This is a genomic window from Dyella halodurans (genome assembly GCF_026283925.1).
Classification (GTDB): domain Bacteria; phylum Pseudomonadota; class Gammaproteobacteria; order Xanthomonadales; family Rhodanobacteraceae; genus Dyella; species Dyella halodurans.
Map to the genome: position 1 here is coordinate 395,396 of NZ_JAPDPF010000004.1, position 13,041 is coordinate 408,436.

At 63.5% G+C, this 13,041-nt stretch carries 16 protein-coding genes; 6 read left to right on the plus strand and 10 right to left on the minus strand.

The window, feature by feature from the left end:
• Positions 1 to 59: 59 nt before the first annotated feature.
• A complete protein-coding gene (htpX, locus tag OUZ49_RS10725) occupies positions 60 to 959 on the minus strand; it encodes a protease HtpX (RefSeq protein WP_266150378.1) in 900 nt (299 codons plus the stop codon).
• Positions 960 to 1,107: 148 nt separating this feature from the next.
• Here htpX and gluQRS point away from each other — a divergent pair, with 148 nt between their 5' ends.
• Both gluQRS and phbB read left to right on the plus strand, forming a co-directional pair.
• Positions 1,108 to 1,968 carry a tRNA glutamyl-Q(34) synthetase GluQRS gene (gene gluQRS, locus OUZ49_RS10730; RefSeq protein WP_266150379.1) on the plus strand — a complete coding sequence of 287 codons (861 nt, stop codon included), beginning with the start codon at positions 1,108 to 1,110 and terminating at the stop codon, positions 1,966 to 1,968.
• Positions 1,969 to 2,123: 155 nt separating this feature from the next.
• Positions 2,124 to 2,864 carry an acetoacetyl-CoA reductase gene (gene phbB / locus OUZ49_RS10735; RefSeq protein ID WP_266150380.1) on the plus strand — a complete coding sequence of 247 codons (741 nt, stop codon included), beginning with the start codon at positions 2,124 to 2,126 and terminating at the stop codon, positions 2,862 to 2,864.
• A gap of 168 nt (positions 2,865 to 3,032) precedes the next feature.
• On the opposite strand, the gene OUZ49_RS10740 is transcribed toward phbB, so the two are convergent.
• Positions 3,033 to 3,887 carry a tRNA threonylcarbamoyladenosine dehydratase gene (locus OUZ49_RS10740; protein WP_266150439.1) on the minus strand — a complete coding sequence of 285 codons (855 nt, stop codon included), beginning with the start codon at positions 3,885 to 3,887 and terminating at the stop codon, positions 3,033 to 3,035.
• Positions 3,888 to 4,028: 141 nt separating this feature from the next.
• Here OUZ49_RS10740 and OUZ49_RS10745 point away from each other — a divergent pair, with 141 nt between their 5' ends.
• Complete coding sequence (locus tag OUZ49_RS10745) at positions 4,029 to 4,418, plus strand: cytochrome C (RefSeq protein WP_266150381.1); 390 nt, start codon at positions 4,029 to 4,031, stop codon at positions 4,416 to 4,418.
• A 16-nt stretch (positions 4,419 to 4,434) separates the two neighbouring features.
• Here the strand turns inward: OUZ49_RS10745 and OUZ49_RS10750 are convergent, their stop codons facing one another.
• The 6 genes from OUZ49_RS10750 to OUZ49_RS10775 all read right to left on the minus strand — a co-directional run bounded on the left by OUZ49_RS10750 (position 4,435) and on the right by OUZ49_RS10775 (position 8,546).
• Complete coding sequence (locus tag OUZ49_RS10750; RefSeq protein WP_266150382.1) at positions 4,435 to 4,737, minus strand: Mpo1-like protein; 303 nt, start codon at positions 4,735 to 4,737, stop codon at positions 4,435 to 4,437.
• A 73-nt stretch (positions 4,738 to 4,810) separates the two neighbouring features.
• Positions 4,811 to 5,668, minus strand: coding sequence for a pirin family protein (locus tag OUZ49_RS10755; protein ID WP_266150440.1), 858 nt, complete (start codon positions 5,666 to 5,668; stop codon positions 4,811 to 4,813).
• A gap of 46 nt (positions 5,669 to 5,714) precedes the next feature.
• Positions 5,715 to 6,773 (minus strand): NADH:flavin oxidoreductase/NADH oxidase, encoded by a 1,059-nt coding sequence (locus OUZ49_RS10760; protein WP_266150383.1) that lies wholly within the window; start codon positions 6,771 to 6,773, stop codon positions 5,715 to 5,717.
• A 52-nt stretch (positions 6,774 to 6,825) separates the two neighbouring features.
• Positions 6,826 to 7,656 (minus strand): alpha/beta hydrolase family protein, encoded by an 831-nt coding sequence (locus tag OUZ49_RS10765; RefSeq protein ID WP_380004425.1) that lies wholly within the window; start codon positions 7,654 to 7,656, stop codon positions 6,826 to 6,828.
• A 193-nt stretch (positions 7,657 to 7,849) separates the two neighbouring features.
• Positions 7,850 to 8,059, minus strand: coding sequence for a cold-shock protein (locus OUZ49_RS10770; protein WP_019465668.1), 210 nt, complete (start codon positions 8,057 to 8,059; stop codon positions 7,850 to 7,852).
• Between the two features lie 277 nt (positions 8,060 to 8,336).
• Complete coding sequence (locus OUZ49_RS10775) at positions 8,337 to 8,546, minus strand: cold-shock protein (protein ID WP_114823570.1); 210 nt, start codon at positions 8,544 to 8,546, stop codon at positions 8,337 to 8,339.
• A 376-nt stretch (positions 8,547 to 8,922) separates the two neighbouring features.
• On the opposite strand from OUZ49_RS10775, the gene OUZ49_RS10780 reads away from it, so the two are divergent.
• Entirely contained in the window at positions 8,923 to 9,336 is a 414-nt protein-coding gene (locus tag OUZ49_RS10780) for a hypothetical protein (protein WP_266150386.1), read from the plus strand.
• A gap of 9 nt (positions 9,337 to 9,345) precedes the next feature.
• Here the strand turns inward: OUZ49_RS10780 and OUZ49_RS10785 are convergent, their stop codons facing one another.
• Positions 9,346 to 10,491 carry a winged helix-turn-helix domain-containing protein gene (locus OUZ49_RS10785; RefSeq protein ID WP_266150388.1) on the minus strand — a complete coding sequence of 382 codons (1,146 nt, stop codon included), beginning with the start codon at positions 10,489 to 10,491 and terminating at the stop codon, positions 9,346 to 9,348.
• Between the two features lie 283 nt (positions 10,492 to 10,774).
• Here OUZ49_RS10785 and OUZ49_RS10790 point away from each other — a divergent pair, with 283 nt between their 5' ends.
• Together OUZ49_RS10790 and OUZ49_RS10795 are read left to right on the plus strand one after the other, a co-directional pair.
• Complete coding sequence (locus tag OUZ49_RS10790; protein WP_266150389.1) at positions 10,775 to 11,161, plus strand: hypothetical protein; 387 nt, start codon at positions 10,775 to 10,777, stop codon at positions 11,159 to 11,161.
• A 141-nt stretch (positions 11,162 to 11,302) separates the two neighbouring features.
• Positions 11,303 to 12,385: a phospholipase A gene (locus OUZ49_RS10795; RefSeq protein WP_380004659.1), complete on the plus strand. Its 1,083-nt coding sequence runs from the start codon at positions 11,303 to 11,305 to the stop codon at positions 12,383 to 12,385.
• A gap of 53 nt (positions 12,386 to 12,438) precedes the next feature.
• On the opposite strand, the gene OUZ49_RS10800 is transcribed toward OUZ49_RS10795, so the two are convergent.
• Positions 12,439 to 12,921, minus strand: coding sequence for an FKBP-type peptidyl-prolyl cis-trans isomerase (locus OUZ49_RS10800; protein ID WP_266150391.1), 483 nt, complete (start codon positions 12,919 to 12,921; stop codon positions 12,439 to 12,441).
• Between the last annotated feature and the right edge of the window lie 120 nt (positions 12,922 to 13,041).

The following is a 13,041-nucleotide window of genomic DNA, read 5'->3' on the forward strand; positions in this document are numbered from 1 at the left end:
AGGGGCCGACAAGGCGGCCCCTTATCTAACCCTCTCCCTGGTCGGGAGAGGGTGAAGGATCATGCGTTCGAGGACGCGCTCTGCAGCGCGGCAATGCGCTCTTCCAGCGGCGGATGGCTCATGAACAGCCGTTTCATGCCGGTGGCCAGGTGGCCGGAAATGCCAAACGCGGCAATCGTCTGCGGCAAGGTGCTTTCGCCGTGCTGCACCTGCAGGCGCTGCAGGGCGGAGATCATCGCGCCACGGCCAGCCAGCTTGGCACCCGCAGCATCCGCGCGGAATTCGCGCCAGCGCGAGAACGCCATCACGATCATCGAGGCGAACAAGCCGAACACCAGCTGCAGCACCATCACAGAAACGAAGTAACCGATGCCACCGCCATCGCGGCTATCGCGACCGCCCGACAACCAGCTGTCGACCAGCCGACCGACCACGCGCGCGGCCACGATCACCAGCGTGTTCACCACGCCCTGGATCAAGGTCAGCGTGACCATGTCGCCGTTGGCGACGTGGCCGATCTCGTGGCCAAGCACCGCCGCGACCTGCTCGCGGTCCATCTGCTGCAGCAGGCCCGTGCTTACCGCCACCAGCGAGCTGTTCTTGTTCATGCCGGTGGCGAATGCGTTCATTTCCGGCGCGTCGTAGATCGCCACTTCGGGCATGCCGATGCCGGCGTTCTGCGCATGGCGACGGACGGTGTCCAGCAGCCAGCGTTCGCCCTCGTTCTGCGGCTGCTCGATCACCCGGGCGCCGGTGGACATCTTCGCCATCCATTTGGACATCGCCAGCGAGATGAAGGCGCCGCCCATGCCGAAGATGGCGGCAAAGGCCAGCAAGCCGCCCATGCCACCGTAGCCGCGGGAAGCGGCCCAGGTATCGACGCCAAACAGATGGCAGACGATGCTCAGCAGGAACAGGACGGCGATATTGGTAAGCAGGAACAATGCGATGCGACGCATGGCTGTCTCTCGGGCAGTCATGAAAGGGAGTGCGGCTAAGGCCGCCTATCAAGATTCGGGGCTATAGCGCTCCGTTTCAAGAGCTTTTTGGCCTATATCGAGTCGGCAAAGCCCCGCGTTCATCGATCGGCCTGCTTAAAATGCGCCGATGAGTTATCGCGGACGCTTCGCCCCCTCGCCCACCGGCCACCTGCACTTCGGCTCCCTGGTTGCCGCCGTGGGCAGCTGGCTATGCGCGCGTTACGCCGGTGGGCAATGGTTGCTGAGGGTGGAGGACATCGACCCGCCGCGCGAAATGCCGGGCTCCGCCGAAAGCATCCTGGCGGCCCTGCCCGCCTTTGGCCTGGTGGCCGACGCACCAGCGCTGTTTCAGTCCCAACGCATGGCCGCTTATGACCAGGCCTTCGAGCAGTTGAAGGCCGCCAATCAGGTCTTTCCCTGCTGGTGCAGCCGCAACGACCTGGCCGGCGGGCTGCACCTGGACGGCGCGTGCCTGGCGCCACCTGCCGCCGACCGGACACCTGCCTGGCGACTGCGCGTGCCGGACATCGACATCGGTTTCGACGATGCCCTGCAAGGCCGGCAAACCCAGAACCTTCGCAGCACCGCCGGCGATTTCGTGATACGGCGCGTCGAGGGCTACTACGCCTACCAGCTCGCCTGCGTCGTGGACGATGCCTTCCAGGGGGTCACCCAGGTCGTGCGCGGCAATGATTTGCTGGACTCCACGCCCCGGCAGATCTTCCTGCAGCAATGCCTGGGCCTGCCTACGCCTACTTACCTGCATTTGCCGCTGGCGCTGGATGCCGGTGGCCGCAAGCTGTCCAAGACCGAACGGGCCCACCCGGTGGATCCCACCCATCCGATGCCTGCATTGCGACGCGCCCTCGCCTTTCTCGATCTTGCGGTGCCGTCGGACATCGTCGAACCCGGCCTGGCACTGGCTGATGCGCTCGATCGCTTTGCCCCTGAAAGTTTGCCGCACTGCAGCGAACGGCCAGCCGCATAAGACGCTATAAACAATCCCGGTTATGACCCGCCGCACATCGCGGTCGAACTACGTGCTCGCCGTAGACGTTTTGCCATGTTAGATAGGTACACATGGTTACGCCCGGCGGCACGGACCGGGTCGCAATGACATCAGGCACAATCTGGAGACAAGGCATGACGCAGCGCACGGCATTGGTCACTGGCGGCACGGGCGGTATCGGTACGGCGATCGTTCGCTATCTCGCCAAGCAGGGGCATCGGGTCGCCACCAACTATCGCGACCAGGCCAAGGCCGAACAATGGAAGGCGATGATGGCGAAGGACGGCATCGAGGTGCTGCTGGTTCCCGCCGACGTCTGCAATCCCGATTCCTGCGAGGCCATGGCCGCGATCATCGAGAGCTCGCTGGGCCCGGTGGAGATCCTGGTCAACAATGCCGGCATCACGCGTGACACCACCTTCCACAAGATGACCTATCCGCAGTGGATGGAAGTGGTGAACACCAACCTCAATGCCTGCTTCAACGTCACCCGCCCGGTGATCGAGCGCATGCGCACGCACAAGTGGGGTCGCATCGTGCAGATCAGCTCGATCAACGGCCAGAAGGGCCAGTACGGCCAGGCCAACTACGCGGCGGCCAAGGCGGGCATGCACGGCTTCACCATTTCGCTGGCCCAGGAAAACGCAAAGTTCGGCATCACGGTGAACACCGTGTCACCCGGCTACGTAGGTACCGACATGGTGATGGCGGTGCCGGAAGAGGTACGCGAGAAGATCATTGCGCAGATTCCGGTGGGACGCCTCGGCAAGCCGGAAGAAATCGCGCATGCGGTGGCCTTCCTCACCGGCGAGGAAGCCGGCTGGATCACCGGCGCCAACCTCGCCATCAATGGCGGCCACTACATGGGTTGGTAAGCGCCTTGCCCCTCTCCCCAGCGGGGAGAGGGGCAATGTAGGAGCGCACCCTGTGCGCGAAAAGCCTACGAAGCGATGACGCGGGATCACGGCAAGTCCGATCGCGCACAGGGTGCGCTCCTACAGGGGTGGGCAGGCGAAAGGGTTTCGGTGAGAGGCCACGCCGCCTCAGTTCCCCAGCAGCTTCTCCATCACCTTCGCCACCGCAGCAAACGCAAACGCCCCGGTGACATGCGTAGCCGCGCCCAGGCCACCACCGCAGGCAAGATTCAAAGCATCGGCGCCAGCCACGCCTGGTGGGCGGGTGCCGCATACCGTGCCGTCAGGCTGCGGATACTGCACGTTCTGCAATGAGTACACGGCCGATACGCCAAAGTAGCGATCCGGATTGCGGGGGAAGTTGAAGTCCTGGCGGAGCTTCTTGCGGATCAGGCTGAACATCGCATCGTGTTCGGTACGCGACAGGTCGCGCACGCGGATCTGCGTCGGATCGGTGCGACCGCCGGCCGAGCCGACCGACACCATCGCCAGCTTGCGGCGACGACACCAGGCGATGGCTTCCAGCTTGACGCGAAACGCATCGCAGGCATCCAGCACGATGTCGTAGCCGCGATCGAGCAACTCATCCAGCGTCGAAGGCGTCAGGAAGCGCTCGATCGCGTCGATCCTGATCGCCGGATTGATCGCACGCAGACGCTGCTCGATCACGCCGACCTTGGACTTGCCGTACTGGCCGTCCAGCGCATGCAGCTGACGGTTGGTGTTGGACACGCACACTTCGTCGGCATCGATCAGGGTGAGCCGACCCACGCCACTGCGCGCCAAGGCTTCCGCCGCCCACGAGCCGACGCCGCCGATGCCGATCACGCAGACGTGGCATTGCGCCAACCGCTTGACCGAACCGACACCATAAAGCCGCTCTACACCTGCGAAGCGCTCGTACGGAAAGGCGACTTCACCTACGGGCGCATCATCGGGCGGATGACGCGCGGCGGCGGAACCCGCTAGGCCTTCAGGATGCATCACGCTTGGATTCCAAGATCTTGAACATAGGGCATTTTAGCCGCAGTAGGCGGCGGCCGCAGCTCACCCCTGGCGCGACCACCGGGGTGAGCGACAGGTTATGCTTGCCGCCCCTTTGCGTTTGCCACCGGAAGCTATTGCATGCGTGTTGCCATTTCGATCTTGCTGGGACTCGTCATCGGCATCATCGGCACGGTGTCGGTCATGAACACGCTGCACGAACGCAATCCGTTGCCGCATGCGGTGATGTCGGTGATGGCCCACCACGTGGGCGCACTGCACACCGCCGTCAGAGCCCAACGCTGCGATGCCGTGCAGGCGCGCCAGCATCTCACCCGCTTGCTGGAAACCCAGGCCGATATCAGCGAGGCGTTCCCTGGGGTCGACCAGCCGTTCCTGGACGAGGCGGCCAAGCTGCACGACAAGACCCAGGCCGCCTTGCTGGCCGCACCGGCCAATTGCCCCGCCCTGGCGGCGGCCGTCAAGCCGATCGACGAGGTCTGTCAGTCCTGTCACCAGCAATATCGCTGAGCGGCGCCTGGCCGGGTCAGATCGATACCTTGCCGCGCAGGATCTGCCAATACATCACCCAGTCGCCCATCAGGCTATAGAGCGGATGGGTAAACGTCGCCGGCCGGTTCTTCTCGAAGACGAAGTGCCCGATCCAGGCAAAGCCGTAGCCGGCAACCGGCGCCAGCCATAGCCACCACGCGTTGCGGGTAAGCAGCGCGACGGCGATCACCAGCAACACCAGCGTACTGCCGGCGAAATGCATGCGCCGACAGCGAAGGTCGCTGTGCTCGTTCAAGTAAAACGGATAGAACTCGCGGAAGCTGGCGTAGCCGGACATGCACTTGACCGTTGGTGAGCTGGCTTCAGGTTAATCCGTCGCCTACGCCGATGCATGCGGGCCTGCAGCATGATCACGACGGCAGCGGAATATATTCCTTGTCGTCGCCGATCACCGTGCCCATGCGCTGCGCCACCCAGTCCGCCTTGGCCTGCTCGATGCGCTCCCGGCTGCTGGACACGAAGTTCCACCACAGGTGACGCTCGCCATCCAGTGGCGCCCCGCCGAACAGCATGACCCGGCTGGCGCTACGCGCGCGCAACGGCGGCGCACTGGCGCCTGTCTGCACGGCCGCCTGCATCGGCGGCACGACCAGGCCGTCCCATTCGACCTCGCCTTCCGTCACGCAGACGCCGCGCTCGACATGCTCGTCCGGCCAGGGCAGCTCGGCACCCGCCGCCAGCGTCGCCTCGATGAAGAACATCGGCGCAAACACCTTCACCGGCGAAGCCTGGCCGTAGGCCGTGCCGGCAATCAGCACCAGTTCGGCACCGGGCAGGTTGATGCGCGGCAACTCCGCGGCGCCGTGGTGGTGAAACTCCGGCTCGACCTCGGCATCCTTCTTCGGCAGCGCCACCCATACCTGGATGCCATGCGTGCGCAGGCCGCCGCCGCGTGCCTCGGGCGGGGTACGTTCGGAATGCACGATGCCGCGTCCCGCGGTCATCCAGTTCACTTCGCCGGGCCGGATGTCGGCAATGCTGCCGAGACTGTCACGGTGGCGGATCACGCCCTCGAACAACCAGGTGACGGTGGCCAGCCCGATATGCGGATGCGGCCGCACGTCCATGCCGTTGTCCGACAGGAACGTCACCGGCCCCATGTAATCGAAGAACACGAACGGACCCACATGCCGTGCCTGCAGTACCGGCAGCAGGCGCCGCACATTGAAGCCATCGCCCAGGTCGTGCACACGGCCTTCGATCAACATCGGTTGCTGTTCCACGGTCTGGCTCCTTGGTTGCGGGGGCGCTGGTTTACCAGGCCCGCTGATACTGTTCCGGCGCTTCGATGTTGACACCCAGTTCCTGCGCCGCGCGCCGCGGGAAATAAGGATCACGCAGGCTTTCCCGCGCGACCAGCACCACATCGGCCGCACCATCGTCAATGATCCTGGCCGCCTGTGTCGATTCGGTGATGAGCCCTACCGCACCGGTGGCTATGTCGGCATCGCGACGGATTCGCGCAGCGAACGGCACCTGGTAGCCGGGCGCCAGCGGGATCTTCACGCCGGCAATCACGCCACCGCTGGACACATCGACGAGATCGACGCCCAGCGACTTTACCGCCTTGGCCAGTTGCACGCTCTGCTCGATGTCCCAGCCGCCTTCCGCCCAGTCGGTGGCGGAAATGCGCAGCCACAACGGCAGGTGTTGCGGCCACTCTTCGCGCACGGCCACGATTACCTCGCGCATCAGCCGCGTGCGATTTTTAAAACTGCCGCCGTAAGCATCCGTGCGATGGTTGCTTAGCGGCGAAAGAAACTGGTGCAGCAGATAGCCATGCGCGCCATGGATCTCGATCAGCTTGAAGCCCGCAGCCAAGGCACGCCGGGTTGCCACGCGAAAATCCGCAATGACCTTGGCGATGCCCTGCTCGTCCAGCGCCGCTGGCACGTGCCAGTCGTGATTGAACGGCAGGGCGGAGGGTGCCACGGTCGGCCACGGACCTTCATTGGCAGCAAGCGCCCGGCCACCTTCCCACGGGCGCTGGGCGCTGGCCTTGCGCCCGGCATGCGCCAGCTGCACCCCGGGAATCGCTCCCTGCGCGGCAATGAAGCGCGTGATCGGCTGCCATGCGGCCAGTTGCTGCTCGTTCCACAGGCCGACATCGCCCGGGGAGATGCGCCCTTCGGCGGACACCGCCGTCGCCTCGGCGATCACCAGGGCCGCACCGCCAACGGCACGACTGCCCAGGTGGACCAGATGCCAATGATCGGGCATGCCATCGACCGCCGAGTACTGGCACATCGGGGCAATCACGAGCCGGTTGCGCAATTCGAGGCTGCGCTGTGTCAGGGGCGTATAGAGATTCATCGGTCCTGCCGGTGGGAATATCCGCTACACATGCCGACGCCGGGGACAGGCTTCAAGGGCCGGCATCACCGGCCCCCTTCGCGACCCCATCAAACCAGTCCGCCACCCGCCACGCGATGGGTGCCGGTGTCTTCATCCAGCTGAAGTGATCGGCAGGCTTGCCGTCCAGATCGGCGGACGTGATGACCCGCTGTTCCCGCTGGCCTAGGCGCATCTTGGCGAGCAGGCACGCCAGGGACGCTTCGGGCGCAAGCCAGTCGTCGCAGAGGCGCAGGGCCAGCACGGGCAGATCGAGTTCGCCGAGTCGTTGCTCGAAATCCTCGCTCATGCCCTGCGCCGCGTAGCGGCCGGTGAGCCCGCTACGCGCCCAATCAGTCATCACGCCGCGGGCTTCATTGCCGCCAAAACCGAGGCGACGCCCAGGAAACCGCCCAAACAACCGCGCCATCAAGGGGACCGCGTGAAAAGCCAGCCGTATGAAACGGCCGTAGCGGAACTGCCTCCAGTAGGGTGATCCGCTTGCCACGATCAGCAACGCGGCGATCTCGTGCGGATGCAGGCTGGCGTAGAGCGAGGAGAGTTGGCCGCCGAGGCTGTGCCCGCCCATGGCATAACTCGCCCTTGGCAAATGTCTGCGTACCGAGGCCAGGCCAGCCGGCACGTCGTCCTGCAGCAGCTCACGGTAGCCCCAGTCCTGCTGGCGACCTGCGCGACGATTGCTGGAACCCATGCCACGCCACTCATGGATGGCCACGGCCACGCCGCGCTGCGCAAGCGCCTGCGCCAGTGGCAGATACTGCCTGGCGGATACCCCAAGTGCGGGCAGCCAATACAACACATGGCGAACTTCGCCTGCGGGCATTTGCAGAAGTACTTCTGCCACGGCGCCATCCGCGGCAGTCGCAGGCAGCGCGATACAGGCCGGTGGCGAGGTCAGTGTCGATAATGGAACGGACATTAATGCGGCTTGGGGCAAGGGAGCCTCGCAGGCTAACCAATCCATACATGGTGAAAAAGTCCGACGCATGAAAAAGGCCGGCTTGCGCCGGCCTTTTTTTCCATCTGCGCGTATTACGTCAGGCTGGGGCGACTTCATCGGCCTGCAGGCCTTTCTGGCCCTGCACGACTTTGAAGCTCACCTTCTGCCCTTCCTTCAGACTACGGAAACCCGAACCGCTAATAGCCCGGAAATGCACGAAGACATCAGGACCGCTTTCGCGACTGATGAAGCCGAAACCCTTAGCGTCGTTGAACCATTTGACTGTGCCAACTTCACGATCCGACATGACTCACTCCGATCTGACTCGATGCTGAGACAAGTCAGCCTCCCCTATGGCCGACGGCTTACTGGGCATGCAGGGATCGGGTGAAGCGATGTGGACCCTTGCGAGTCGCGCACCGGGCACGCACGTGACCGAGCAACCACAGTGAACCAAGCATAACGGATTTCTTTAATGCAAGTGAATGTCTCTAATCACTTCACATTTCAATGACATTTACTTCAAAAATAAAAAAAGCCAGGCATTACTGCCTGGCTTTTTAATCTTGCGTGTTAGCCGGGAATTAGGCGGCCATCACTTCGTCGGCCTGCAGACCCTTCTGGCCCTGCACAACCTTGAAGCTGACCTTCTGGCCTTCCTGGAGGCTCTTGAAGCCATTGCCCTGGATCGCGCGGAAATGCACGAAAACGTCCGGGCCATTGTCACGGCTGATGAAGCCGAAACCCTTGGCGTCGTTGAACCACTTGACGGTACCGATCTGACGATCAGACATATTGAATCACTCCTTAGGATTGAAAGACTCAGCCTGCGCAACACGCGCTGGCCGGCTTACTGGTGTGCTAGGAAACCCTAGGGGTGAGGCGATGAGGCTAGATCGAGATCAGCTGCATCGGGTCACAAAACTCTGGTGACCCCGGCAAACACAGTGAGCGCATCATAGCTGCTTGGCGCCTGCAACGCGAATAGGCATTTTTCCCAACCTGAATGGATGCCCGTTGGGTCGGATAACGTCCTATTTGATTTTCACGCCGTCTTCGCATTTCATCGCGCTTTAACTGACGGGGCTATTTCCCCGTAGCCCCCAAAAATACACCTAAGTACCACGCCAAGTGCCCAGGACCGGCCGTTTCCTGCGCAGGAGAAGCTCCATGACGCCCCATTGCTGCCGCCTTGCCCTTGTCGCCCTGCTGGTTACCGGCCTGTCCCTGGCGGGCTGCGCCAGCAAGCCGCAAACCCGCCCGAACGCGGTCGCGGGGGCCCCTGCGGCGACCAGCGCGACCCCACAGAGCGGCGGCAAGACGGGCATTGCCGCCTGCGACGACTACCTGGCCAACTATCTGGCCTGCCATCGCGCCGCGGCGGTATTTCCGCCAGACCAGCTCGAAGGACGCTACCAGACCATGCGCGCCAGCCTGCTGCAGGGCGCGCAGGACCCGAAGGTCCGCCCGCTACTGAGCGCACGCTGCGCGGCGATGGCTGGGCAGCTCAGCCAGATGCTGCACGGAAAACCCTGCGGGCCCGTCGGTCCTGCCCCTGCTGCGACGGCCGGCAACGCGCGCTGACCGCTTCGCTCAGGACTCGCGCAACAGCGGGCGCAGCGCCGTCGCGATGCTCGAGGGTCGGCTACGAGTAAGGCGCACGGCTGGCGTGCCATGCCAACGCGCGGTAGCCGCGATGGCCTTGGCCACATCGCGAAGCAGGCTCGGCGTGGGCTCGACGTCCGGCTCCAGGAACAGCGCCTTGATTTCAAACACGCCATCGCTGCGATGCGCCTTGGCATCGAGGCGACCGATCAGGCGACCGCGATGCAGGATGGGCAACACGTAGTAGCCATAAGTGCGCTTGGGTGCCGGCACATAGCATTCGATGGTGTATTCGAAACCAAACAAGGCCTGCGCACGAGAACGGTCCCACACCACCGGATCAAACGGTGACAGCAAGGCCGTGTGCGTGCCGCGCAGCTTGCCTTGCGCGGCCTGCGCCAGCAGATCTGCATGCTCGGCATGCACATAGGCCGGCACCTTCCAGTCCGCGACCCGCACGGTAAGCAGCTCTCCGCTCGCCACCAGTGGTGCGAGTTCCCGATCGGTAACCGTCGGTTTCAGGCGGTAATAGTCAGCGATCCAGCGCGCCTGGGCGACGCCCAAGGCTCGCACGCTGTCGAGAATGAAATGCCGCCGCAAGGCGTCGTGGTCCAACTGCAGCAGGCTTTTATCCATCGGCGGATCGAGCTTGGCTTCGACGCGCTCGCTTAAATCGTACACGCGCTGGAATCGTTCGCGGCGCGTCACCATCAACTCGCCCATCGCGAACAGCGCCTCCAGCCAACGCTTTTCCGGCTTCCACGACCACCAGCCGCCTGCGCCACGCTTTTCGCCTTCGAAGTCCGCCGCGCGCATGGCACCCGCGGCGCGAATGCGATCGAGCAATCCATCCATGCCCTGCCGATGTTCGCCATGCATGCGCGCGGCGTGTTTGTAGGCCCAATGCGTGGATCGCTGCCTGCGCCAGGCCTGATGCAACGGCAGATCGGCCGACGGCACGAAACAGGCTTCGTGCGCCCAGCTCTCGGCCAGACGACCGGCATCCAACGCATCATCCAGCCATTGCGGGTCGTAGTCGCCAAGGCGCGCATGCAGCACGAGATAGGGACTGCGTGCGACTACATGAATGCTGTCGATCTGCAGCAGTCGCATGCGTGTGATGGTAGCGAGCACGGCGTCGGGCCGTGCGCGTGCACGCGGTGAATGCAACAATCCTTGCGCTGCAAGATGAATGCGCTGTGCTTGCGACAACTTCAGCGAAAATCCAGATGCGGATGAAGGGATCGACAACGGTAACGATGACTTCACGTGATCGCGATGCCTATGTTGGGGCGGCATTTATAGTGCCTTTGCTAGCGTTGGGCTTAGCGCGGAAGCCCTCAGAGCATGACACCGCCGTGATCGTCGCTACCGCGCTTTCGTCCACAAGCCACGCATTCTGGCATGGAGTAACGACATGACATACCGCAAACCTCTTCTTGCAATAGTTACCACCGGCTCGATGCTGTTGGCCGGCTCGTTGCTGGCGCAGGATCAGCCCGCACCGATGTCTGCTCCGCCGCCCGCTCCCACCGCAAGCATGCCCGCCTCGTCACCTGGCGCGGTGACCAGCAGCGCGCAGATGCAAACGCCGCAAGGCCAGCTGACGGTGAAGTCCACCGTGCCGCCGGTCGTCGCCGGCCCGGCGCCCAGCTTCGAGGAGCTGTCCGGTGGCTCGCGCTACATCACCGCGGATCAGGCCACGGCCTATCCGCTGCTGGCCAATGACTTCGCCTTTGTCGACAAAGCCAAAACCGGTCACATCACGAAGGCCGAATACGAGCGCTGGCTCAGCACTAAATAAGTAAGATGGAGGCTCCCGACGCGGGTCACGCTGAGCGTGGCCCGCGTCGTCACATGCAATGCATGCCGGCGATGGTATGCGGCTGGCACGCAGGCAGTGATCAGATCGATCGTTTGCCCGACATGGATGGAGCCCCCGATGATGCGACCGATTTCTCTCGCGGCCCTGGCCATAGCCTCAGGCTTGGTCGTCGCCGCGCGCGCGCAGACGCCTGATCCGATGGATATTCGCGCGTGTACCGCGCTGGAAAACGATGCGCAGCGTCTGGCCTGTTATGACCACGCTACCGGTCGCGAAAATCTGCCGGCGGCGCAGAAGAAGCGTGAGCCATCCGCAGCGCAAGGCACCGTGTTCGGCCACGAGCAGGCCAAGGCGGATACCGGAACCACGCTGTCACCCGGGCAGCAAGCTGTCTCCTTGTTCGACAGTCGCTGGGAACTATCGCCCGAAAGCAAGCTCGGCACCTTCAACGTTCGCGCTTACAAGCCGATCACGGTGATGCCGTTTTTTGCCAGCAGCAACCAGAACAGCCAGCCGACCAGTCCCAATCCGAACAATACGGTGGAGAAGCCGCAGGACCTGGACAACATTGAAAGCAAGTTCCAGCTCAGCCTGAAGACCAAGGTCTGGCAAGGCGTATTCGGCGATGAGGGCGATCTCTGGGTGGCCTATACCCAGTCCTCGCGCTGGCAGGTTTACAAGGAAGCCAACTCGCGCCCCTTCCGCGAAACGAACTATGAGCCCGAAGCCATTCTCGTCTTCAACACGAACTACGAGGTGGCCGGATGGAATGGCCGCTTGCTTGGCATCGCGCTGAACCACGAATCCAATGGTCAGTCCGATCCGCTGTCGCGAAGCTGGAACCGCGTGATGGGCTATGTGGGATTCGAGCGTGAGAACTGGACGGTGATGCTGCGTCCGTGGTGGCGCATTCCCGAAAGCAGCAGCACCAACGACAACCCGGACATCAGCAACTACGTGGGCCGCGCCGACATGCAGATCGTGCACGAATGGCGTGGCCAGGAGTTCGGCCTGATGCTGCGTCACTCCTTACGCGGCGGCAGCGAAAGCCACGGCGCGGCACAGTTCACCTGGGCCTTCCCCATCGTCGGCAACCTGCGCGGCTATATGGAGCTGTTCAAGGGCTACGGCGAGAGCATGATCGACTACAACCACAACGCCACTTACCTGGGCCTTGGCCTGTCGCTGCTCGACTGGTACTGAGCCGATGCGCGAAGAGGACGGCGCTGCGCTGATGGCAACGCCGCCCAGGGGCATCAATGGTGATGACCGCCTTCGCCGTGCACGTGACCGTGCGACAGCTCCTCCTCGGTGGCCGCGCGCACGTCGGTCACTTGCACGTCGAAATGCAGCGCCTGGCCAGCCAACGGATGGTTGCCGTCGATGTGCACCTTGTCGTCCTCGACCTTGGTCACCGTGACGTTGATGACACCCTGCGGGCCACGGCCCTGGAACTGCATGCCCGGCTGGATGTCCTCGACGCCCTGGAAGGCCTCGCGCGGCACTTCCTGCACGAGTTCCGGGTGACGCACGCCGTAGCCCTCTTCCGGCACCACGTCCACTTTGAACTGGTCGCCAACCTGACGGCCTTCCATCGCCTTTTCCAGGCCCGGCACGATCTGGCCCACACCCTGCAGGTACACCAGCGGCTCACGACCCTGCGAGCTGTCGAGTACCTGACCCTGGTCGTCGGTCAGCGTGTAGTGGAAGGAAACAACGGTGTTCTCTGCGATCTGCATGACGTTCTCGTATGGGGATAGGGGCGCCGGGAGGCCCGGCACGAACCGCAAAGATTAACAGACTGGCCCCAGCGGCATCGGCTAGGCAACGACCGGGGCGATTGGCGATACTTGCCCCAT

Excerpts from the sequence above, each read along its gene's own strand:
- htpX (WP_266150378.1), bottom strand. The coding sequence starts at position 959 with ATGCGTCGCATCGCATTGTTCCTGCTTACCAATATCGCCGTCCTGTTC.
- gluQRS (WP_266150379.1), top strand. The coding sequence starts at position 1,108 with ATGAGTTATCGCGGACGCTTCGCCCCCTCGCCCACCGGCCACCTGCAC.
- phbB (WP_266150380.1), top strand. The coding sequence starts at position 2,124 with ATGACGCAGCGCACGGCATTGGTCACTGGCGGCACGGGCGGTATCGGT.
- OUZ49_RS10740 (WP_266150439.1), bottom strand. The coding sequence starts at position 3,887 with ATGCATCCTGAAGGCCTAGCGGGTTCCGCCGCCGCGCGTCATCCGCCC.
- OUZ49_RS10745 (WP_266150381.1), top strand. The coding sequence starts at position 4,029 with ATGCGTGTTGCCATTTCGATCTTGCTGGGACTCGTCATCGGCATCATC.
- OUZ49_RS10750 (WP_266150382.1), bottom strand. The coding sequence starts at position 4,737 with ATGTCCGGCTACGCCAGCTTCCGCGAGTTCTATCCGTTTTACTTGAAC.
- OUZ49_RS10755 (WP_266150440.1), bottom strand. The coding sequence starts at position 5,668 with ATGTTGATCGAAGGCCGTGTGCACGACCTGGGCGATGGCTTCAATGTG.
- OUZ49_RS10760 (WP_266150383.1), bottom strand. The coding sequence starts at position 6,773 with ATGAATCTCTATACGCCCCTGACACAGCGCAGCCTCGAATTGCGCAAC.
- OUZ49_RS10770 (WP_019465668.1), bottom strand. The coding sequence starts at position 8,059 with ATGTCGGATCGTGAAGTTGGCACAGTCAAATGGTTCAACGACGCTAAG.
- OUZ49_RS10775 (WP_114823570.1), bottom strand. The coding sequence starts at position 8,546 with ATGTCTGATCGTCAGATCGGTACCGTCAAGTGGTTCAACGACGCCAAG.
- OUZ49_RS10780 (WP_266150386.1), top strand. The coding sequence starts at position 8,923 with ATGACGCCCCATTGCTGCCGCCTTGCCCTTGTCGCCCTGCTGGTTACC.
- OUZ49_RS10790 (WP_266150389.1), top strand. The coding sequence starts at position 10,775 with ATGACATACCGCAAACCTCTTCTTGCAATAGTTACCACCGGCTCGATG.
- OUZ49_RS10795 (WP_380004659.1), top strand. The coding sequence starts at position 11,303 with ATGCGACCGATTTCTCTCGCGGCCCTGGCCATAGCCTCAGGCTTGGTC.
- OUZ49_RS10800 (WP_266150391.1), bottom strand. The coding sequence starts at position 12,921 with ATGCAGATCGCAGAGAACACCGTTGTTTCCTTCCACTACACGCTGACC.